The 20,933-nt window shown below is 73.1% G+C and carries 22 protein-coding genes; 16 read left to right on the top strand and 6 right to left on the bottom strand.

Going from position 1 to position 20,933, the window contains the following annotated elements; genetic code table 11:
* The first annotated feature begins 3 nt into the window (after positions 1–3).
* From phnC to ACH34R_RS16230, 11 genes are all read left to right on the top strand, one after another.
* On the top strand, positions 4–786 hold the full coding sequence (phnC, locus tag ACH34R_RS16280) for a phosphonate ABC transporter ATP-binding protein (protein ID WP_397562255.1): 783 nt from the start codon (positions 4–6) through the stop codon (positions 784–786).
* On the top strand, positions 783–2,435 hold the full coding sequence (gene phnE, locus ACH34R_RS16275; RefSeq protein WP_397562254.1) for a phosphonate ABC transporter, permease protein PhnE: 1,653 nt from the start codon (positions 783–785) through the stop codon (positions 2,433–2,435). Before phnC ends, phnE begins: the two co-directional genes overlap by 4 nt.
* A gap of 74 nt (positions 2,436–2,509) precedes the next feature.
* Entirely contained in the window at positions 2,510–3,226 is a 717-nt protein-coding gene (locus ACH34R_RS16270) for a GntR family transcriptional regulator (protein WP_397562253.1), read from the top strand.
* Complete coding sequence (locus ACH34R_RS16265) at positions 3,223–3,663, top strand: phosphonate C-P lyase system protein PhnG (protein WP_111166502.1); 441 nt, start codon at positions 3,223–3,225, stop codon at positions 3,661–3,663. Before ACH34R_RS16270 ends, ACH34R_RS16265 begins: the two co-directional genes overlap by 4 nt.
* Positions 3,660–4,280, top strand: a complete 621-nt coding sequence (gene phnH, locus ACH34R_RS16260; protein ID WP_397562252.1) for a phosphonate C-P lyase system protein PhnH — start codon at positions 3,660–3,662, stop codon at positions 4,278–4,280. Before ACH34R_RS16265 ends, phnH begins: the two co-directional genes overlap by 4 nt.
* Positions 4,280–5,404: a carbon-phosphorus lyase complex subunit PhnI gene (locus ACH34R_RS16255; RefSeq protein ID WP_397562251.1), complete on the top strand. Its 1,125-nt coding sequence runs from the start codon at positions 4,280–4,282 to the stop codon at positions 5,402–5,404. The genes phnH and ACH34R_RS16255 overlap by 1 nt, the downstream gene beginning before the upstream one ends.
* Positions 5,401–6,282, top strand: coding sequence for an alpha-D-ribose 1-methylphosphonate 5-phosphate C-P-lyase PhnJ (locus ACH34R_RS16250; RefSeq protein WP_397562250.1), 882 nt, complete (start codon positions 5,401–5,403; stop codon positions 6,280–6,282). Before ACH34R_RS16255 ends, ACH34R_RS16250 begins: the two co-directional genes overlap by 4 nt.
* A complete protein-coding gene (locus ACH34R_RS16245) occupies positions 6,279–7,106 on the top strand; it encodes an ATP-binding cassette domain-containing protein (protein WP_397562249.1) in 828 nt (275 codons plus the stop codon). Before ACH34R_RS16250 ends, ACH34R_RS16245 begins: the two co-directional genes overlap by 4 nt.
* 5 nt (positions 7,107–7,111) lie before the next feature.
* Positions 7,112–7,855, top strand: coding sequence for an ATP-binding cassette domain-containing protein (locus tag ACH34R_RS16240; RefSeq protein WP_397562248.1), 744 nt, complete (start codon positions 7,112–7,114; stop codon positions 7,853–7,855).
* The gene (locus tag ACH34R_RS16235) at positions 7,852–9,039 is read left to right on the top strand and encodes an alpha-D-ribose 1-methylphosphonate 5-triphosphate diphosphatase (protein ID WP_397562247.1); all 1,188 of its coding nucleotides are present in this window, start codon (positions 7,852–7,854) and stop codon (positions 9,037–9,039) included. The genes ACH34R_RS16240 and ACH34R_RS16235 overlap by 4 nt, the downstream gene beginning before the upstream one ends.
* Positions 9,033–9,854 carry an inositol monophosphatase family protein gene (locus ACH34R_RS16230; RefSeq protein WP_397562246.1) on the top strand — a complete coding sequence of 274 codons (822 nt, stop codon included), beginning with the start codon at positions 9,033–9,035 and terminating at the stop codon, positions 9,852–9,854. The genes ACH34R_RS16235 and ACH34R_RS16230 overlap by 7 nt, the downstream gene beginning before the upstream one ends.
* Here ACH34R_RS16230 and ACH34R_RS16225 read toward each other — a convergent pair.
* Positions 9,838–11,274 carry an MFS transporter gene (locus ACH34R_RS16225; protein WP_397562245.1) on the bottom strand — a complete coding sequence of 479 codons (1,437 nt, stop codon included), beginning with the start codon at positions 11,272–11,274 and terminating at the stop codon, positions 9,838–9,840. The genes ACH34R_RS16230 and ACH34R_RS16225 overlap by 17 nt on opposite strands.
* A 100-nt stretch (positions 11,275–11,374) precedes the next feature.
* Here ACH34R_RS16225 and nfi point away from each other — a divergent pair, with 100 nt between their 5' ends.
* The gene (gene nfi / locus ACH34R_RS16220; protein ID WP_397562244.1) at positions 11,375–12,037 is read left to right on the top strand and encodes a deoxyribonuclease V; all 663 of its coding nucleotides are present in this window, start codon (positions 11,375–11,377) and stop codon (positions 12,035–12,037) included.
* A 1-nt stretch (position 12,038) separates the two neighbouring features.
* Here nfi and ACH34R_RS16215 read toward each other — a convergent pair whose 3' ends face one another.
* Both ACH34R_RS16215 and ACH34R_RS16210 read right to left on the bottom strand, forming a co-directional pair.
* Entirely contained in the window at positions 12,039–12,611 is a 573-nt protein-coding gene (locus ACH34R_RS16215) for an NADAR family protein (RefSeq protein WP_397562243.1), read from the bottom strand.
* Positions 12,612–12,625: 14 nt separating this feature from the next.
* Positions 12,626–13,339, bottom strand: coding sequence for an SIR2 family NAD-dependent protein deacylase (locus ACH34R_RS16210; protein WP_397562242.1), 714 nt, complete (start codon positions 13,337–13,339; stop codon positions 12,626–12,628).
* 39 nt (positions 13,340–13,378) lie between these two features.
* On the opposite strand from ACH34R_RS16210, the gene ACH34R_RS16205 reads away from it, so the two are divergent.
* Positions 13,379–13,753, top strand: a complete 375-nt coding sequence (locus ACH34R_RS16205; RefSeq protein ID WP_397562241.1) for a nuclear transport factor 2 family protein — start codon at positions 13,379–13,381, stop codon at positions 13,751–13,753.
* 381 nt (positions 13,754–14,134) lie between these two features.
* Here the strand turns inward: ACH34R_RS16205 and ACH34R_RS16200 are convergent, their stop codons facing one another.
* On the bottom strand, positions 14,135–15,349 hold the full coding sequence (locus tag ACH34R_RS16200) for a cytochrome P450 (protein WP_397562240.1): 1,215 nt from the start codon (positions 15,347–15,349) through the stop codon (positions 14,135–14,137).
* Positions 15,350–16,339: 990 nt separating this feature from the next.
* On the opposite strand from ACH34R_RS16200, the gene ACH34R_RS16195 reads away from it, so the two are divergent.
* Positions 16,340–17,050, top strand: a complete 711-nt coding sequence (locus ACH34R_RS16195) for an ANTAR domain-containing protein (protein ID WP_397562239.1) — start codon at positions 16,340–16,342, stop codon at positions 17,048–17,050.
* A gap of 269 nt (positions 17,051–17,319) precedes the next feature.
* Here the strand turns inward: ACH34R_RS16195 and ACH34R_RS16190 are convergent, their stop codons facing one another.
* Positions 17,320–17,649, bottom strand: a complete 330-nt coding sequence (locus tag ACH34R_RS16190) for an STAS domain-containing protein (protein ID WP_397562238.1) — start codon at positions 17,647–17,649, stop codon at positions 17,320–17,322.
* 251 nt (positions 17,650–17,900) lie between these two features.
* Between ACH34R_RS16190 and ACH34R_RS16185 the strand changes: the two genes are divergently transcribed.
* Both ACH34R_RS16185 and ACH34R_RS16180 read left to right on the top strand, forming a co-directional pair.
* Entirely contained in the window at positions 17,901–18,689 is a 789-nt protein-coding gene (locus tag ACH34R_RS16185) for an SDR family oxidoreductase (RefSeq protein ID WP_397562237.1), read from the top strand.
* Positions 18,690–18,752: 63 nt separating this feature from the next.
* A complete protein-coding gene (locus ACH34R_RS16180; protein ID WP_397562236.1) occupies positions 18,753–19,373 on the top strand; it encodes a TetR/AcrR family transcriptional regulator in 621 nt (206 codons plus the stop codon).
* A 25-nt stretch (positions 19,374–19,398) separates the two neighbouring features.
* Here ACH34R_RS16180 and ACH34R_RS16175 read toward each other — a convergent pair whose 3' ends face one another.
* Positions 19,399–20,907 carry a PQQ-dependent sugar dehydrogenase gene (locus tag ACH34R_RS16175; protein WP_397562235.1) on the bottom strand — a complete coding sequence of 503 codons (1,509 nt, stop codon included), beginning with the start codon at positions 20,905–20,907 and terminating at the stop codon, positions 19,399–19,401.
* Between the last annotated feature and the right edge of the window lie 26 nt (positions 20,908–20,933).

The following is a 20,933-nucleotide window of genomic DNA, read 5'->3' as shown; positions in this document are numbered from 1 at the left end:
GGCATGAACCACGGCACGGACCACATCGTGGAAGTCGGCTCGCTGGTCAAGACGTACGGTGAGACGCGCGCCTGCGACGGCGTCGGCCTGACCGTGACCGCGGGCGAACTGGTCGCCCTGGTCGGGCCCTCGGGGTCGGGCAAGTCCACCCTGCTGCGCCACCTCAACGGGCTCGCCCGGCCGGACTCGGGGACCGTACGCGTGCTCGGGGTGGACGTCGTCACCGCGCGCGGGCGCGCCCTGCGCGCGCTGCGCCGCCGGGTCGGCATGGTCTTCCAGCAGTTCAACCTGATCGGGCGGCTCACGGTACTGGAGAACGTGCTGACCGGCGCGCTCGGCCGCGACCCGCTGCCCCGGTACGGCATCGTCACCTGGCCGAAGACCGACCGCGCGGCGGCCATCGAGCACCTGGACCGGGTCGGCCTCGCCGACCGCGCCTACCAGCGCGCCGACAGCCTGTCCGGCGGTCAGCAGCAGCGGGTGGCCATCGCCAGGATGCTCATGCAGCGCCCGGAACTGGTGCTCGCCGACGAGCCGGTGGCCTCGCTGGACCCCGAGTCCGCCGCCCAGGTGATGGACCTGCTGTTCCGGATCTGCCTGGAGGACCGGCTCACCGTGGTGTGCAGCCTGCACCAGATCGACCTCGCGCTGGCCTGGACCCGCAGGGTCGTCGGCCTGCGCGACGGCCGTGTGGTGCTCGACCAGCCGACCGGCGCGCTCGACCATGAGCGGCTGCGGCAGGTCTACGTGCCGGCGGCGCCGGTCGCCGTGGGCGCCGGCGCATGACGCATGGATCGGCCACCCGTGCCCGCGGCCTCGGGCCGGCCGCGGGCGCGGTCCCGCTGACGCCGCCGCCGAGCGCGCGCAGGATCGCCGCGTGGGCCTACCCCGTCGTGTTCGCCGGGCTCGGCCTGCTCGCGGTGCAGCACGTCGGGATCGGCCTCGCCGCCCTGGCCGAGGGCGGCGACGCGATGGGGGCGCTGCTCGCGCGGGCCTGGACTCCCACGCTGGCCGCGCCCGCGACCACCTTCGCCCACGTCCTGGACACCCTGTCGATGACGATCGCGGGCACGGCGCTCGCGGTCGCCGCGGCCACGGTGCTGGCCGTGCTGGCGGCGCGCAACACCACGCCCGGCCCGGCCGTGCGGTCCCTGGCGCTCGCGATGATCGTCGGCTGCCGGGCGATCCCCGACATCGTGTTCGCCATCTTCTTCGTGGCGGCGCTCGGCATCGGCCCGCTGCCCGGCGTGCTCGCGCTCGGCCTGCACTCCATCGGCATGCTGGGCAAGCTGTTCACCGAGGCGGTGGAGGCGGCCGACGACGGGATCGGAGAGGCGGTGGCGGCCACGGGGGCCGGTCCGGTACGGCGGCTGCTGGCCGGGATCTTCCCGCAGGCGGTGCCGTCCATGGTGGCGGTCACGCTGTACCGGATCGACATCAACTTCCGTGCCTCGGTGCTGCTCGGGGCGGTCGGCGCGGGCGGGATCGGGATGGACCTGCGCACCGCGTTCGGGTTCACCGACTACCGGGAGGCGCTCGGCATCTCGTGCGTGGTGGTGGCGGTGGTGTTCCTGGTCGAGGCGGTCTCGCTGGGGCTGCGCTCGCTGCTGATCGGCGGCGGCCGGGCGAGCGGGCTGCCCCCGGTGCGCGGCACCCGGGTGCCGTGGACGGCCGGCCGTACCGTCACGCACGTCGCGGTCTGGGGCGGCCTGCTCGTCGCGGCGGTGGCCTGCTGGCGCTCGGGGGCGACGCCGGACGCGGCCCCGGCGACCGCCGCGGGCTCGCTGCGGGCGCTCACCGAGTTCTTCCCGCCGGACTTCGCGCCGGTGCTGGACATCCTCGGCCCCGGCCTGGCCGAGGTCTGCGCGATCGCGATGGCCGCCACGTTCCTGGGCGTGCTCGGCGGGCTGGTGCTGGGCCTGCTGGCCGCGCGTACCGTGGCGCCGCATCCGGCGGTGCGCGCGGCGGCCCGGGCCGCGCTGGCCTTCCTGCGCTCGATCCCGGACCTGCTGCTGGTGCTGCTGTTCGTGGCCGCCTTTGGGATCGCCGAGGGCGCGGTGGCGGGCACCTGCGCGCTCTCGCTGTTCACCGCCTCTTTCGTGGGCAAGCTGGTCGCCGACACCGCCGAGGAGATCCGCCCCGGTCCCAAGGAGGCGATCCTCTCGACCGGGGCGGGCCGGGTGCAGGAGCTTCTGTACACGGTGCTGGGCCAGCTCACCCCGCGCCTCACCGGCCACTCCCTGTACGCCCTGGACGTCAACCTGCGCTCCTTCCTGGTGCTCGGCATCGTGGGCGCGGGCGAGATCGGCTTCGCGCTCAGCCGGCACATCCGCTCGCTGGACTACGACGTGGTGACCGCGATCGTGCTGCCGATCTTCGCGATCGTGCTGGTCGTGGAGCTGGTGTCGGCGTCGCTGCGAGGGGCGTTGCGGTGACGGTGACCGCCCGGCAGGTGCCGATTCACCCGCCGGGCCCCTCCGGTTCACCATCGGCGGCCAACCTGCTTGTCATGACAAGCTCCCACCGCTATTTGGAGATGGCAGAAGAGCTGGAGTCAGAACTGCAGCACGTGCCCGTGGGCTCACGGGTGCCGAGCGAGCACGCCCTGGCCAGCCGGTTCGGCGTCAGCCGGCCCACCGCCCGGGCGGCGCTGCAGGAGCTGGAACGCCGCCTGCTGGTCCACCGGGTGCAAGGCCGTGGAACGTTCCGAAGGGGCCGGCTGGACTATGTCATCAGCCCCGCGTGGCCGCCCTCGTTCAGCGAGACACTGCGCCGCGCGGGCGGCGTGCCGGGGGTGCGGCTGATCTCGGTCGCCGTACGGCGGGCCGTGGAGCAGGAGTGCCGCCAGCTCGCCCTGCCCGCCGCCAGCGCCGTGTGGTCGGTGGAGCGCGTCTTCACCGTGAACGGGGAGGTGGCGGCGTACGCGACCAGCGTGCTCCCGCACCGCGCGCTGCCCGGCCTGGACGCCGCGCTGACCGGCGAGGCGTCCCTGGCCACCGCGCTGCGCAGGCGCTACGGCATCGCCGTGCAGCGGCTGCGCTACCGGATCAGCCTGGCCAGCCCGCCGCAGGTGATCGCCGACCACCTCACCGTGGACCGGACGCCGACCTGGCTGGCCGAGAGCGTCAACCGCACCTCGCACGGAACGCCCATCGAGAGCGCCCGCACGTACATGCGCGCGGACGTGCTCAACATCAGCTTCGAGATGGAGGAACGAACACCGTGACCGCGAAGCTCACGACCGAGCACCGCGCCGAACTGCTGTCCGCGGCCACCCGCGACGAACTCGTCGCGCTGGCCGAACGCCTGCTCGCCCAGGGCGCGCTCGGCGAACCGGCCGTCCTGGTCCCGCCGGAGGTGGGGATGGTGATGCTCCAGGTGCGCGAACCCATCGCCGAGGAGCGCTTCTACCTCGGGGAGGTGCTCGTGACCCGCTGCGGAGCGGAGGTCGCGGGCGTCGCCGGCTGGTCGATGCGCGGCGACGACGACCGCATCGCCGCGCTGGCCGCCGCCCTGCTGGACGCGGTCTGCGCCGCCGGGCTGCCGGAGTCCGCCGAGGTGGAGGAACTGTGCGCGGCCGTCGAGCGGCGCAGGCGGCGCGAGATCGACGAGGAATGGGCGCGGATCGCCCCGACCTTGGTGACCTTCGAGGAACTGCCATGACCGCGAGCACGAGCCTGGCGGATGTGCGAGGGGTGCGGCGCGACCCGCGCGCCTCCCAGCGCGACTTCCGGGTGCTGCTGGACGTGCTGTCCCGGCCGGGGCGGATCGGCCACCTGGCGGTGACCCCGGGGACGCCCGCCGCGACCATTCCGGTGGCCGGGCTGGCGGACGTGGAGGTCCCGCTGGCCGTACTGGCCGACGGCGGGCGGCGGGAATGGGCGCGGGCCCTGCGCGTGGCGACCGGCGCGCCCGCCGCCGACCCGGACGCGGCCCGCCTGGTGCTGGCGCTGCGCCCGCTCACGCCCGCCGAGATCGGCGCGCTGCCGCGCGGCGACGCGCTGCACCCCGAGCTGGGCGCGCGCCTGGTACAGGCGGTGGACGCGCTGCTCCCCGGCGCGCAGGCCGCGCCGGGCGACACGGCGCTGACGCTCACCGGGCCCGGGATCGACGGGCGGGCCGTCCTCGCGGTGCGGGGATTCGGCGCGGACGCCGCCAGGGCGCTGGCCGCGGCCAACGCCGGCTTCCCCGCCGGGATCGACACCTTCCTGGTCGCGCCGGACGGCGCGGTGGCCGGCCTGCCGCGCAGCACGCGGATCACGCTCGAAGGAGAGGACTGATGGGATTTTCCAACGCGCGCGGCGGCACCGAGGCGATCCTCGCGGCCGAGCGGCTGGTACGGCGCAGCGGCGAGGAGGCCGGCAGCGACCGGATCGGCCTCGCCCAGCTCATCGAGCGGATGGGCCTCGCCGTGGACCGGGTGATGGGCGAGGGCGGGCTGTGGTCGCCGGAGCTGGCCGCGCGGGCACTGCGCCAGGCCGAGGGCGACGTGATGGAGGCCGCCCAGTTGCTGCGCGCCCACCGTTCCTCGATCCCCCGCCTGGCCTACTCCGAGGTGGCCTCCACCGACGAGCTGCGGGTGATCCGGCGCATCTCCTCGGCCTTCCGCAACCCGCCGGGCCGCCAGCTCCTCGGCCGTACCACCGACTACGTGGGCCGGCTGCTGGACCTGATGCCCGAGGACGCCGACGCGGCCGAGGACGCGCCGCACGACCACGCCCATGAGCACGGGCACGGACACGGCCACGACGAGCCGGTCACCACCGAGGACCAGGACCTCCGGCATCCGCCGCGGCTGATCGGCCTGCTGCGCGAGATGGACATGGTCGTGGAACGGCGGCCCGGCGCGGATGCCGGGGACCCGGAGCCGTTCGACATCACCCGGGTCCCGGTGCGGCCGGGTGCGCCGCGCTCGGCCGTACTGGCCGCGCTGGCGCGCGCCGAGACCGGCGCGCTGGTGAACCTCTGGTACGCCTACACCTTCAGCACCGTCAAGCACGGCCACGAGATCCCCGGCGAGGTACGGCACGGCTGGCTGCCGGTCAAGGTGGCCCACCCCGTCACCGGCCGCCCGGTCACGGTCACCGAGATCCGGGTCACCGAGGTCGAGACCATCGACGACCTGGACCGGCCCGAGGAGGACCGCAGCAGGCTGGACCTCGGCTACGGGCTGTGCTTCGGCCACAACGAGCGCAAGGCCATCGCCATGGCCGGGCTGGACCTGCTGGTCCACCGCGACGGCGGCCGTACCGAGCTGGAGCAGCGGGTGCTGATCACCCTCGACGGGATCGAGGCGTGCGGCTTCCTTGAGCACCTCAAGCTCCCCCACTACGTCGACTTCCGCTCGCTCCTGGACCGCAAGCGCGCGGTCAGGGGCTCGTCCGCCGATGGAGGCGCCCGATGACCACCACCCTGCGCCCGGGTACGGCCCTGCGCGGCCTGGCCGGGGACGCGGAGACCACCGGGATCTTCGACGAGCTGTCCCGGCGCGAGGTGCGCAGAGCCGTCCTCACGGCCGTGGCCGTACCGGGCTACCAGGTGCCGTTCGGCTCCAGGGAGATGCCGGTCGCCCGCGGCTGGGGCTCGGGCGGGCTGCAGGTGACGCTGGCCCTGGTCGGCCCCGAGGACCGGCTCAAGGTCATCGACCAGGGCGAGGACGCCGGGGTCAACGCCGCCAACCTGCGCAGGCTGGTGTGCGGGCAGGCCGGCTGCGACGAGGTCACCGACACCCGTGAGGCCACCCTCGTGCAGTCGCGGCACCGCATCCCCGAGACGCCGATGACCGAGGAGCAGGTGCTGGTCCTGCAGGTGCCGGTGCCCGAGCCGCTGCGCGGCGTGGTGTCGGACATGCGCGAGCAGCGGCGGATGCACGCCGAGGCCGACTACGCCAAGATGTGGGTCAGCCTGTACGAGGACATCGTGCGCAACGGCGTGGTCACCCGTTCGGCGGGCTACCCGTGCCTGGTGAACGGCCGCTACGTGATCTCCCCCACCCCGATCCCGCGCTTCGACGTGCCCAAGCTGGACCACTCGGCGCACCTGACCCTGTTCGGCGCGGGACGCGAGAAGCGCATCTACGCCGTACCGCCGCACACCCTGGTCGAACCGCTGACCTTCGAGGACGTGCCGTTCGAGGTCGAGCACACGCCGGGGGCGGCCTGCCGCCACTGCGGCTCGGCCGGCACCTACCTGGTGGAGGAGCCCACCCGGGACGGAACGGTCCACTGGGTGTGCAGCGACACCGACCACTGCGCCCGCAACCGCATGGAGGAGGACCGATGAGCGCCCTGAAGGTCGAGGGGCTCGGCAAGATCTACGGAGATCCGGGCCCGGCGTCGCTGGCCGGCACCGGCCCCGAGCACGGCACCGCCCTTTCGCCCGCCACCGGCGCGATGATCGCCTGCTGGGACGTGTCCTTCGAGGTCGAGCCGGGCGAGGCGCTCGGCCTGGTGGGCGAGAGCGGTTCGGGCAAGTCCACCGTGCTGCGCTGCATCGCCGGGGACGAGCGGGCCACCGCGGGCGACGTGCGGATCGCCGGGATGCCGGATGCGAACCTGCTCGACCTGGACGACTCCGCCCGCCGGGCACTGCGGGTGGACCGGATCTCCGTGGTGTACCAGGACCCGGCCGCCGGGCTGGACCTGCGGGTCAGCGCGGGCGGCAACATCGCCGACCGGCTCACCGCGGCGGGCTGGCGGCACTTCGGGAACATCAGCGCCAGGGCCGCGGAGCTGCTGGAGCGCACCGAGGTACCGCTGTCCCGGATGAACCACGTGGTGGACACCTTCTCCGGCGGCATGCGCCAGCGGGTGCAGATCGCCAAGGCGCTGGCCAACCGGCCCGCGATCCTGCTCCTGGACGAGCCCACCACCGGCCTGGACGCGTCGGTCGCGGCCGGGGTCTTGGACCTGCTGCGCGGCCTGCTGGAGGAACTGGGCGTGGCCGCCGTGGTCGTGTCGCACGACTTCGCCGTCATCGAGGCGCTGACCCGCAGGGTCGTGGTCATGCAGCACGGCCGGATCGTGGAGGCCGGGCTCACCGACCAGTTGCTCGAAGATCCGCAGGACGCCTACAGCCAGCGGCTCGTCTCGGCCGCGAGGGGATGAGGCCCATGCTCTCCATCAGGAACCTCACCAAATCGTTCACCCTGCACACCGTGGACGGCCGCGTGGTCCCCGCCCTGGCGGGCGTGGACCTGGACGTCTGCGCGGGCGAGCACGTGGCGCTGGCCGGGACCTCCGGCGCGGGCAAGTCCTCGCTGCTGCGCTGCGTGTACCGCACCTACGTGCCGGGCTCCGGCGAGATCCGGTTCACCACGGCCACCGGCGCGGTGGTCGACCTGGTGGCGCTGTCCGACCCGGAGGTCGCCGACCTGCGCGGCCGGGAGATCGGCTACGTCTCGCAGTTCCTGCGCGGAGAACCCCGCCGGGGCGTGCTCGACCTGGTGGCCCGCGCCGGAGTACGGCGGGGCATGGACGCCGCGACCGCCCGCGACGCCGCCGCGGTGGCGCTGCGCGGGCTCGGCATCGAAGAACGCCTGTGGGCCATGCACACCACCGTGCTGTCCGGCGGGCAGAAGCAGCGGGTCAACCTGGCCGCCGGGACCATCTCCCCGCCCCGGCTGCTGCTGCTCGACGAGCCGGTCTCCGCGCTGGACCCGGTCAACCGGGAGGCGGTGCTCGGCATGATCGCCGGCCTGGGCGGCGGCGGCACGGCCGTGCTGTCGGTGTTCCACGACCTTGAGGCGATCGAACGGCTGGCCACCCGCGTGGTGGTCCTTGAGGGCGGGCGGATCGCCCGCCAGGGCGATCCTTCGCAAACCCTTCGCCACGGCACCCTGGAGGTGGCCAGATGATCAATATCTTCGCGCACGCGACAGCCGTACTACCGGACCGGGTGATCGAGGACGCGCTGGTCGCGGCCGAGGACGGGGTGATCACCGAGGTGACCGCCGCGCGTCCCGGCGCGGTCCCCGCCGAGGCGGTGGACCTGCGCGGCGCGCTGCTGCTGCCCGGCCTGGTGGACACCCACAGCGACGGCCTGGAAAAGGAGCTGAACCCGCGCCCCAACGCCGAGTTCGACGTGGACTTCGCGGTGGCGAGCTTCGAGGGCCGCGTGCGGGCCGCCGGGGTCACCACGATCTTCCACGGCATCGGCTACCAGACCGCCCCGCGCAAGGGCCGCAACCTGGACCAGGCCGTGGCGATCACCGAGGCCGTCGCGCGGCGGGCGGGCGGCGACCCGATGGTGGACCACCGGTACCTGTTCCGCCTCGACGCCCGCGACCCGGCCGCGCTGGCCGCGCTGGAGCCACGGCTGGCCGCCCTGGACACCGATGTGCCGCCGCTGGTGTCCTACGAGGACCACACTCCCGGCCAGGGGCAGTACCGGGACGCCGTCTACTACCGCAAGTGGCTGGAGGGCAGCCAGGGGATCTCCGCCGAGCAGGCCCAGACGATGATGGACGCCCTGGTGGCCGAACGGGACACCCGCGCCTGGCACCGCCCGGTCGCGCTGAACTGGCTGAGCGAGCAGGCCAGGACGGGCCGGGCCCGGGTGCTCGCGCACGACCCGGTGACCGCCGAGGAGGTCGCGCTCGCGCACGAGAGGGGGGTGCGGGTGGCGGAGTTCCCGACGACCGTCGGGGCCGCCCGCGCGGCGCGCGAACTGGGCCTGGACATCGTCGCGGGCGCGCCCAACGTACTGCGCGGAGGCTCGCACTCGGGCAACGTGGCCGCCAGGGAGCTGATCGCGGCCGGGCTGGCCGACGCGCTGTCCAGCGACTACCTGCCGGCCGCGATGCTGGCTGCGGCGATGCGGCTGGCCGCGGACGGCCTGGTCCCGCTGCACCGGGCGGTCGCCCTGGTCACCTCCGGCCCGGCCAGGGTGGCGGGGCTGACCGACCGGGGTCGCCTGGTGCCCGGCGCGCGCGCCGACCTGGTCGCGGTCACGGTCACCGGCGGCTGGCCGACGGTACGGCTGTCGCACTGCGCCGCCGACCGCATCCCCGAGGCCAGGCCCCTGGAGCTGTCGTGGTGACGCCGGAGGCGCATCCGGTGCTGCGCACGGCGGCCGAGGCGGCCCTGACCGCCTACCACGACGCCCGCGCCGCGTACGACAGGGCGGCCCTGGCCGAGTACGTGGCCGACGGCGCGGACGGCACCCCCACCATGCGGATCGACGTGCTGGTGGAGTCGGCCATCCTGGCGGCGATCGAGGGCACCGCCGCCAACGCGCTGAGCGAGGAGACCGGGTTCGTCGATCGGGGTTCGCCGGTCACGCTGGTGATGGACCCGCTGGACGGCTCGGCCAACGCCGCGGCGGGCGTCCCGCTGACCGCGTTCGCCGGGGCCATCGCGGTGGACGGCGAGTTCACCGAGGGCCTGGTCGTCTGGCTGGACACCGGGCGATCCTGGTGGGCGGCGCGGGGGCGGCCCACCGGGCTGCGCACCTCGGGCCGTACCGCGCTGGACGGCGCCGCCGTCTCACTGCTGCGGCCCAGGTTCGACGTCCCCGGCGCGGCCGGGGCGTGGCGCGCGGTCGCCGAGCGGGCCGGGCGGGTCCGCATCCTGTCCACCTCGTGCCTGGAGGCGGCCCTGGTCGCCGAGGGCTCCACCGACGCCTTCGCCGACGCCGCCAGCGACACCCATCGCCTGGTGGACATCGCCGCCTCGGTCGTGCTGGCCGAGGCGGCGGGCGGCGCGGTACGGGACGTTCGGGGGCGGCCGATCGAGTGCGACACCGACCTCACCCGCAGGTGGAGCGGCATCGTGGCGGCCACCCCCGCCCTGGCGGATGAGATCGCCGAGACGCTGCGCGCGGCGGCCGGGGAGCCGGTCACGCCGTGGCGCTGAGCGGCCGGGCGATCGCCTCCAGGCCCTTGCCCTCGGCCCTGACCCCGAGGAACAGCTCGACCACCCCCGCGAGGATCATCAGCACCGCGCCGATCGCGAAGGCCAGCGCGGTGTCGCCGGGCACGCCGCTCTCCACCAGCCCGGCGAAGATCAGCGGGCCGGAGATGCCGCCGACCGCGGTGCCGATCGCGTAGAAGAACGCGATGGCCATCGCCCGGGTCTCCATCGGGAACACCTCGCTGACGGTGAGGTACGCCGAACTCGCGCCCGCCGAGGCCACGAAGAGCACCAGGCACCAGCAGGCGGTGAGGGTCACCGCGGTGAGCGCGCCCTGGGCGAACAGCCAGGCGGTGATGAGCAGCAGCACTCCGGAGCCGATGTAGGTGGCGGAGATCATCTGGACCCTGCCGACGCTGTCGAACAGGTGGCCGAGCAGCAGCGGGCCGAGGAAGTTGCCGATGGCGATCACCGCGAAGTAGTAGCCGGTGTGCGTCTCGATCTGGAAGAAGGTGGCCAGGATGTTGGCGTAGCCGAAGGTGATCGCGTTGTAGAGGAACGCCTGGCCGATGAACAGCGACAAGCCGAGGACGGTGCGCCTGGGGTAGGCCCGGATCAGGGTGTGGGCGACGGTGCCGAAGCCGGTGGATCTGCGCTGGCGGATGGTGATCGCCTCGTCCGGTTCGGCCAGGCGCGCGCCCGTCTCCCGCTCGACCTCCCGCTCGATGCCGCCGACCAGGCGTTCGGCCTCCTCGCCCCGGCCGTGGATGAACAGCCAGCGCGGGCTTTCCGGCACGTGCCGCCGTACCAGCAGGATGGCCAGGCCGAGCACCACGCCCATGCCGAAGGCGACCCGCCAGCCGATGTTCACCGGCAGGTCGTTGAGCAGCGGCACGGTGAGCAGCGCGCCGCCCGCCGCGCCCAACCAGTAGCTGCCGTTGATGATGATGTCGATCTTGCCGCGGTGCCGGCTCGGGATCAGCTCGTCGATGGCCGAGTTGATCGCCGCGTACTCCCCGCCGATGCCGAACCCCGTCATGAACCTGAACAGGAAGAACCACCACACCTGGAAGGAGAAGGCGGTGAGCGCGGTGGCGGCCAGGTAGACCAGCAGGGTGATCATGAACAGCTTCTTGCGGCCGAACCGGTCGGTCAGCCAGCCGAAGAACAGCGCCCCCGTGCACGCGCCCGCCACGTACAGCGCCCCGGCCACGCCGGCGACCTGCGTCTGGGTGATGTCCAGGCCGCTGCCCGGCCTGGCCAGCTGGGCGGTCAGGTTGCCGACGATGGTGACTTCCAGGCCGTCCAGGATCCACACGGTGCCAAGGCCGACCACGATCATCCAGTGCCAGCGCGACCAGGGCAGCCGGTCGAGCCGGGCCGGCACCTTCGTGGTCACGGTGCCGAGTCGCACGATGCTCATACCGGTCACCTGTTACCCGGATCCCCCAACGAAAATCTCCCTGCCCGGAACGGAGTCGCCCCGGATCGCGGGCCCGAGCGGCACGGCGTAGCCTGCCCTGGTGCACCCGGCGACAAGGGACTGGCCGCGGACCGCCGCCGAGGCCGAGGCGATCCAGCGGCGGCTTGCGCCGCTGACCGACCTGACCGGCCCCGGGCCCGCCGTGGTACGGCACGTCGCGGGGCTGGACGTCGGCTACCCCACCGCGGGCGACGAGGTGACCGGGGCGGTGGCCGTGCTGGACGCGGGCACGCTCACGGTGGTGGACCAGGCCGTGGTCCGCGAACCGGCCCGCTTTCCCTACGTGCCCGGCCTGTTCGCGTTCCGGGAGCTGCCGCCCCTGCTGGCCGCCCTGGACCGGCTCACGATCACGCCGGACCTGCTCGTCTGCGACGGATACGGCCTCGCCCACCCGCGCCGCTTCGGCCTGGCCTGTCATCTGGGCGTGCTGACCGGCCTGCCGGTCATCGGCGTCGCCAAGACGCCCTTCGCCGGACGGCACGACCCACCGGCCCCCGAGCGGGGCTCCTGGACGCCGATCGTGCTGGACGGCGAGGTGGTCGGGCGGGCCCTGCGGACCCGCGACGGCGTCAAGCCGGTCTACGTGTCGCAGGGCCATCGCGTCGGCCTGGACGAGGCCTGCGGGCACGTACTGCGGCTGGCCCCGGCCTACCGCATCCCCGAGCCGATCCGCCGGGCCGACCGGCTCTCCCGGGGGCGCTGAGTCATCCCGGGGCGCCGGTAAGGACTGCGCGCGCCTCCATCAGCGCGAAACCGAGCAGGTTACGCCCGGCCCACTCCTGCGGCCGCTCGGCACGGACATCGCTCGCGGTCATCCCGATGCCCCAGATCCGGTCGGTGGGGCTGGCCTCGACCAGCACCCGCTCGCCGGTGCCGAGCAGATAGGCGCGCAGATCGGGGTGCGCGCCGAACTTGGCCACGTTGCCCCGTACGGCGATGCCGAAGCGGTGCGCGGCCCAGGTCTCCTCGTCGAAGCCGCGCACCCGGCGGCCGATCAGCTTGACGTCTCGCGGATGCCCGGCCGCGACGATCTCGGCGGCGGCCTCCTCGTCGCCGAACAACCGTGCCTTGGCCGCCATCAGGTAGTGCTCGGCCGTGGCGTAGCCGACGCCGTCCACCTCGAAGCGGGCGGCCCACCACTGCGACAGGCAGCCGGGGCCGGTCCCGCCGCCGCGCGGCGGCCGGTGTCCCCAGAAGAACAGGTACCTGACCCTGCCGCCCGCCCGCACGGCCTGGACCAGGCCGGCTACGTCTCGGGCGCGCGCGGATTCGATCATGGGCACGACCTCCGTCAGCCGCCGGCGAGCAGCGTCTCGCAAAGGCGCGGGACGGCGCCGCCGATCGGCGTGCCGATCACCTGCTCGGCCAGGTGATCATAAGGGGTCGGCTCGGCGTTGACGATGATCACCCGGGCGCCGGACTCGGCGGCCACCCGGACCAGCGAGGCCGCCGGCTGGACCTGGAGCGAGGTGCCGATGGCCAGGAAGATCTCACAGCTCTGGGCGGCCTCGGCCGCCGCGCTCAGCACGGCCGCGTCGAGCGCCTCGCCGAACATCACGGTGGCGGTCTTGAGCACGCCGCCGCAGGCGTGGCAGGCCGGGTCGGGGTCGCCGGCGAGCACCCGGTCGATCGCCTCGCGGGTGGTGCCGGTCCGCCCGCAGGAGGTGCACACGGCGCGGAACATGTTGCCGTGCAGCTCCAGGACGCGCTCGGCGGGGGAACCGGCCCGCTGGTGCAGCCCGTCGACGTTCTGGGTGATGATCCAGGCGTCGGGGAGGGCGGCGAGGGCGCGGTGCGCGGCGTTGGGCTCGGCCGTCCAGGCCGGGCTGTCCCCGCGGAACAGCCACGAGCGGCGGCGGATGTCCGGGTCGGACATGTAGATGGAGTAGGTGACGAGCTTTTCGTAATCGGGATCCTTGTTCCACAGCCCGGCGGGACCCCGGTAGTCGGGGATGCCGGAGTCGGTGGACATGCCTGCGCCGGTGAGCGCCGTTACCTTGGGCATGGCGCCGATCGTAGGGCCAGGCGGCGACAATGGCATCTCATGGACACCAGGCAGGCCGCCCTGCGGTTCACCGGCACGTGGCGGCGCGGATGGGCGGAGCACGACGTCGAGGCGATCATCGCGCTGTACGCGCAGGACGCGGTGCACCGCAGCATGCCGTTCCGCCCCGAGCATCGGGGCAGGGCCGCGATCGAGGAGTACATCCGGTGGTCGTTCGCGGATGAGACGCCGGTGAGCGTGGAGTTCGGGACACCACTGGTGGACGGCGACACCGCCGTCGCGGAGTTCAAGGTGCGCTCACTGGACGACGGCGAGCCCGTCACGCTGGCCGGGTGCGTGTTCGCCCGGTTCGGCGCGGACGGCCTCGCCGTGGAGACCCGCGACTACTGGCACACCACGCAGGGGCACCGGTGAGGCGGCGGTGGATCAGGATGGCACCCGCGTGGTGTAGACGGGCGGGGCGGCGTTCTGCCGCTGCGGGTGCGGCTGTGGCGCCGGCTGGTGCTGGGCCGCTCCCGCGATCTGCTGCCGCACGGGCGGCGGCGGCGCCGGCTCGGCGCATCCGCCATCGCAGTAACCGTTGGAGACGATCAGCCGTCCCCTTGCCGCAGTGTAGGCGTCCGGGCCGGATGCGGGTAGCACCCCCGTGCACACAGGGCACTGAATCAAGTCCATCCCCACGTGTCCTTCCTTTCCCGCGCTGTAGGCCGAGGGCCAGCGTAAGGCGACACGTTCCAGCCGATTGGGCATTTCAACAATGTGTCAAGTTCGCAGTCATTCGTCGTCATCCGCCGTCTACCACACTAGATGCACCGCTTCGGGGTGACGTACGTCATGAACCGGCCGGTAACTTACCGGCTCGGCGAGCCGTAGTCCGGGCAGTTCCGAAGTGAGCGTCTCCAGCGTGATCCGCAGTTGCATGCGCGCGAGTCCTGCGCCGACGCAGAAATGGACGCCACGGCCGAAGGCGAGGTGCCGGTTGCGCCGCCGCTCGATGTCGAACTCCGCGGCGTGCTGGAATCTGCCGGGATCGCGGTTGGCGGCGTTGTAGCGGAGCAGCACCCGCGATCCGGCGGGCAGGGTCACGCCGCCGAGTTCGGTGGGCGCGGTCACCTCGCGGTAGAGGCCGCTGGCGGGCGTGCCGTACCGGAGGATCTCCTCCACCGCGCCGGGGATCAGGGCGGGGTCGGCGCACAGCCGTTCCCACTGCTCACGGTGGCCGAGCAGCAGTGCCATCGCCATGCCGCCGAGCGGCACGGTCGTGATGTGCCCGGCGATCACGAGCTGGAACAGGTTGGCCACGACCTGCGCCTCGTCCTCATAGGACAGCGGCCCCTCACCGGGGACGCTGGCCGCGACCACCTCACTGATCGCGTCCTCACCCGGCTTGGCCCTGCGCTCGCGGACCAGGGAGCCGATCAGTTCCTGCAACCGTACGAACCCGCGGGCCCCGGTCAGTTCCTCTTCCTCGGTGAGACGGGCCGAGCGCAGGATGATGAAGGCGTCCAGCCACTCGTAGGCCAGGCGCGCCTGGTCGGCGGAAAGACCGCACAGCCGGCCGATCGTCCGGCAGGGCAGCGGCACGGCGTACTGCGTCATGAACTCCACGCGCCCGGCCCCCGCGAACGAGGCGACCAGGTCGGCCGCCTGCTCACGGACGAACGGCTCCAGCGCGGCCACCCGGTCCGGCTTCAGCACATCGGCGATCGGCGCACGCAGCCTGGCGTGCGTCTCGCCATCGGACTGGATCAGGTCCGGCTGCGGCGGATAGCCCTTGCCCAGCTCGGCCAGCGTCGCCTCGCGCAGCGGGAACGCGTCGGTGAACGGGGCGGAGGAGGAGTAAAGGACGGGGTCGCGCAGCACGGTCACCACGTCGTCGTAGCGCGTGACCACCCACGCCCCCATGACCGGCGAATAGAACACCGGCTCCTCTTGCCGTGCCCGGTCGTACACCGGATAGGGATCGCGCAGATGCGCGCCGAGCGGGTCGTAAGTCTCCCCGACCGTCATGATCCTCCCTCGGGTAAGCGCCGGGGTTGAGTATCACACGCTAAGACCGTTTCGCCCAGATCCGTCTCACTCCTTGATCCTTTTCCTCCCACCGGCAACCCCACCCCCGCCCCCACCAGGCACGCGCAGCCGCACACCCGAAGTACGTCGGCCCTCGGCCACTCGGACGCTTCCCGCGTGCCGCATGTCCCGGTCACGACCGGAGTACGGCAAGCCCCCCGCCCGCCGCCCATGATCATGCCCGCGGCCCTGGCGGCCGGCTCCCGCAGGCGAGTGTCCATACCCGCCGTCGCAGCACCGGCCACACCGCCCACGCACCCGAAGTACCCGGCCCTCGCTGTCGCTCGGACGCTTTTCCTGGGTCGGGCTTCGCCCGACGTCCGGGTTGCTCGTGTGCCGTGTGTCCCGGCCTCGGCTCGTGGGCGCGAAGACCCCACGCATCGGCGTGCGGATACGCTTCAGGACACGGCCCCTGCGCCAATGCCACAGTCCACGGAGACCCACGCGAAGTCGGCGGACACCTTTCGCGGCATGGACCACCCGGACACCCGCACATTCCACGGACTTCACTAGAAGACCCCCCGCACAACCGGCGATCGTGTCGGTGAAACTTTCCGCGGCCGGAGTGGCCGACCTGCGCGATGTCCGATTTGAACGTTCCCATTCACACCGCTCGGCGGGACACCGTCCGACCGGCGGCGGGCGCCGGGGGTGGGCGGTGTTCCCGGCGTGGGCTGAGGGTGGGTTCCGTGGGGTGGGTTTCGGTCCATCCGCATCCGTGGCGGGTTTGCCGACGGGTGGTGTGGCCCGGGAGGATGGGCTACGGGTCGCAGGCAAGCGAGCGCCCGGACCGCCGATGACGCCGGTACGCCCGGTCGGCGGCGACACGCCCCAGCAGTAAGGAGTCCACTCCTCCGGTGGCGGCGACGTGCCATGCCGTGCCCATCGGGGGTCCGAGGAGATGAGCCCACCGTGCCGAAGGAAGATCGGTTGGCGACGACCTTCGTCGCCCTGGCCGACACTCTCACCGCGGACTTCGATGTCGGCGGATATCTGCAGATGCTGACCGAGAGGTGCGCGGAGGTCCTGGACGTGGAGCAGGCCGGGCTGATCGCCGCGGCCCCGCCCGGCGGCCTTGAGGTGGTGGCCGCCTCCTCCGAGCGGGTGCGCCTGCTGGAGGTGCTGCAACTGGAGAGCGGCGAGGGTCCTTGTCTGGACGCCTACGACGGCGGGCGGCGGATCGCGTGCGCCGACCTGAGCCAGGCCCGCGAGCGCTGGCCGAGGTTCGCCCCGGCCGCGCTGGCGGCGGGCTTCTGCTCCGTGCTGGCGATCCCCATGCGGCGCGGTGACCAGGTGCTCGGCGCGGTCGGCCTGTTCGCCCGCCGTACTGGCGAGCCGTCCGAGCCGCAGGCACTGCTCGGCCAGGCCCTGGTGGACGTCGCCACCATCGGGCTGCTCAACCAGCGGACCATCGCGGAGCGAGAGGTGCTGGTCGGGCAGTTGCAGACGGCACTGACCAGCCGCATCCTCATCGAGCAGGCCAAGGGCGTGATCGCGGAACGCTCGGGGACCGGCATGGAGGAGGCCTTCCGCATCCTGCGCGGCTACGCCCGCTCCCGCCGCCGGAAACTCGCCGAGGTGGCCCAGGACGTCATCGACCGCTCCCCCTGCGTCACCGACCTGTTCCCCGACCCCACCTGACCGCCTTCACCGTCAGCGCCGCCACGAGCCGCGATTCCGGCAACGGCGGGCGTCCGGGGAGAAGCATCGGCACAGGAGGACGCCCTGGAGCGGACCGGCCGCCGGGCGCGACCCCGCCGACCCGCCGACCAGAGGCGACCGGTCCATCCAGCGGCCCCGGCCGACCACGCCGCTCACCGATCCGATCCGTGTCGGCAGGGTCCGATCCGGCAAGAACCGGGCGGCCTGCTCATCGGCCACGATCGGCCGATCCACACCGGCCGAGGCCGTCATGGGGGGTAAGAGCCCGGGTGGATGTCGGGGAAGACGGTGTCGAGGCCGACGACCTTCAGGGTGGAGCGTAGGCGGGGGCGGATGCCGACGACATGGAGGGCGACGCTCGACCGCTCGGCCATGGAGCGGGCCGCGACCAGAATGGAGATGCCGCGTGCGTCCATGAAGGTGGTGGCGCTCAGGTCGAGCACCACGGCCGCGCCCGGGGCGGCGAAGACCTCCTCCAGGCAGGCGCGCACGATCGACTCCGCCCCCATGTCGAGCTCACCGGCGACCGATATGACCGCGCAGCCGTCCGTCCACGAGGTGTCAACGGCAAACCCCATCACGGCCACCCGGGATCCCATCATTTCCAGACTTCAGGAGGGCGCCGCAGTGGTCTGGGCGGCCGAGTCGGCTACTAGCCGTAGCCACTCGGTAGCGTACAGGATAATACGGTGGTTCCGCACGGTGATTCCGGGCGGTACGGGGATCGCCGCCGGCACCGCGCGGCACCCTGCGGGCGTCTTCCGTGGCGGGCACGTTACGGTCTTCGGGAGATCGTGGCGGGGCGGGGGCCGCTGGCCACCTTTCGCACATGGAGGTGCGTTGTATGGACCTCGGGCTGACCGGCCGGGTCGCGCTGGTCTGCGCGTCCACGGGAGGGCTGGGCGAGGCCACCGCCCGCGCGCTGGCCGCGGAGGGCGCCCGCGTCGTCGTGTCCGGCCGGCGCGGCGAGCGCGCCCGTGAGATCGCCGCCGAGTTGCCCGGGGCGATCGGCGTGCAGGCCGACCTGCTGGCCGAGGACGGCCCCGAACGGCTGCACGCGGCGGCCACCGAGGCGTTCGGCCCGGTCGAGGTCCTCGTCCTGAACGGCCCCGGCCCCAAGCCGGGCGGCGCCGCCGGGATGTCCTCGAACGACGTACGCCAGGCCGTGGACGCGCTGGTGCTGCCCCAGCAGCGGCTCGTCTCGCTCGCCCTGCCCGGGATGCGCGCCCGCGGCTGGGGACGCGTCCTGGCCATCGGCTCGACCGGCGTCGCCGCCCCGCTGGCCAACCTCGCCCTGTCCAACCTCGGACGGGCCGCCCTCGCCGCCTACCTCAAGACGCTGGCCGCCGAGGTGGCCGCGGACGGCGTCACGGTCAACCTGCTGCTGCCCGGCCGGATCTCCACCGACCGGGTGGCCGAGCTGGACGCGGCGGCGGCCGGCCGTACCGGGATGACGCCGGAGGAGATCGAGACCCGGGCCCGGCAGGGCATCCCCATCGGCCGGTACGGCAGACCGGAGGAATTCGGCGTGGTCGCCGCGTTCCTGTGCGGCGTCCCGGCCTCCTACGTCACCGGCACCGCCCTGCGCTGCGACGGCGGGTTGGTCCGCACGCTCTGACGGGCACTACTACGCGCGGATCGTCTAGAGTTGCGGCCACGTAGAGCACAGGGACGGCTTCAGATGACCAGCACCGCATACGAGCGCGCACAGCGGATCGGCCAGAACGCGGTCAGAACCGCTATCTTGGACCAGGCGATCACGTTGCTGACCCGCGAGGGGCACGCGGCGCTCACCGTACGGCGGATCGCGACCGAGGCCGGCTGCTCCACCAAAGTGATCTACACCCTGTTCGGCGGCAAGGACGGGCTCGCCGAGGCGCTGTGGCGGGAGGGGTTCGCCCGGTTCCGGCGGGCGCTGGAAGACGTGCGGCCCGGCCCCGGCCCGACCGCCCACCTGCTGGCCCTGGCCGCGGCCTACCGGGCGTACGCGCTCGCGGAGCCGTACTACTACCGGATCATGTTCGAGAAGGTGATCCCGGAGTTCTCCCCCAGCGCGGACGACGGGCGCGAGGCCAGGCAGGCGTTCCGCCTGCTGAAGTCCGCGTGCGAGGCGGCCGTGGCCGCGGGCGAGCTGGCCGGCGACCCCCAGGAGATCGCCGACCAGATGTGGATGGCCATGCACGGCGCGGTCAGCCTGGAGGTGTCCGGTTTCTTCGAGCGGGACCATGCCGACACGCTGTTCCCCGCGCTGTGCGCCGCGATCCTGCGGTCGTTCACCGCGCCGCCGGGGGCCGCCGGCTAGCGCCGGGGCCCCTCGGCGTCGGCGGTCAGGTCGCGGTGCAGCTGACAGCGGACGGCAGGCCGTTGGAGCCGGACCACGTGGCGTTGAAGCCCACGGTGATCGTGCCGTCGGGGGCGAGCGCGCCGTTCCAGGGTTCGTTCCGGATCGTCACATCCGCGCCGGACTGGGTGTGCCGGCCGTTCCATGCCTGGTTGATCCGCTGGCCGTTGGGGAAGGCGAAGCCGACCGTCCACGATGACGTCCGCTGGCCGATGTTACGCACGACCACCTCCCCCTGGAAGGCGCCGCCCCACTCGCTCACCACCCGGTAGGTGGCCGAGCAGGCGAGGCCGCCCGTGGGCGTCACGGTGGGCGTCACGGTGGGGGTGACGGTCGGAGTCACCGTCGGAGTCACCGTCGGGGTGACCGTGGGTGTCACGGTCGGGGTCACCGTGGGGGTCACGGTCGGGGTGGGGCCGCCCTGCGGGGGCACGCGGATGATCCGGTCGTCGTCGGCCGACGGCGTGCCTCTGCCGTCGCGGTTGTTGTTGGCCACCCACAGCCAGCCGTCCGGCCCGACGGCGACGGTGCGCAGCCGGCCGTACGTCCGCTGGAACTCCGCGACCGGCGTGCCCGCGCTTCCGTCGGCGTTCACCGGCACCGTCCACAGCCGGGTGCCGCGCGTCGCCGCCACGAACAACGTGTCGTTGGCGTACGCGATGCCGCTCGGCGACGCCTCCGACGTCCGCCAGGTGACGATCGGGTTGCGGTAGGAGGGGTTGCTGCAGGTGCCCTCGCAGGTGGGCCAGCCGTAGTTGCCGCCCGCCACGATCAGGTTGACCTCGTCGTAGGCGTTGTTGCCGAACTCGCTGGCGAACAGCCGGCCGCGGTGGTCCCAGGTCAGGCCCTGCACGTTGCGGTGGCCATAGCTGTAGACCAGGGAGTTGAACGGGTTGCCCGGCGGCACGCCGCCCGTGGCGGTCATCCGCAGGATCTTGCCGGCCGGGGTGCCGAGGTCCTGTGCGTTGGCCATGACGCCCGCGTCGCCGGTGGCGACATAGAGCAGGCCGTCGGGCCCGAAGGCGATCCTGCCGCCGTCGTGGTAGGTGTTCCTCGGCACTCCGGACAGCAGTACCTCCTGCGTCTGCGGCGCGCTGAGCTTGAACCGGACGAGCCGGTTGTCAGAGGTGGTGGTGAAGTAGGCGTAGACCCACTGGTCCTGCGCGTACGTCGGGGACACGGCGAGCCCGAGCAGGCCGCTCTCCCCTCGCGCCGACACACCGGGCACGGTGGCCACCGGGACCGGCGTGGCCCCCGGGCGCACCTGCATGATCCTGGCGGTGTTGCGTTCGGCGACCAGGGCGCTGCCGTCGGGCAGGAACGCGAGCCCCCAGGGGACCTGCAGGCCGGTGACCGACACCTGGGCGCGTCCGAAATCGAAGCCCCCGATGACCTGGGCACCGGCGGCGGCCGACGGGTTGAGTACGGCGATCACCGCCGCCATCGCCACCGCGCATGCGGTGGCCACGAGGACGGGAACCGAGCGTCTGGGCATGGCGCACTCCTGTGCGGGAGGAATCG

The organism is Spongiactinospora sp. 9N601 (genome assembly GCF_044326295.1).
Lineage (GTDB): Bacteria > Actinomycetota > Actinomycetes > Streptosporangiales > Streptosporangiaceae > Spongiactinospora > Spongiactinospora gelatinilytica.
The sequence above is the reverse complement of the archived record's forward strand: the minus strand, read 5'-3'. Positions and strand labels throughout refer to the sequence as shown.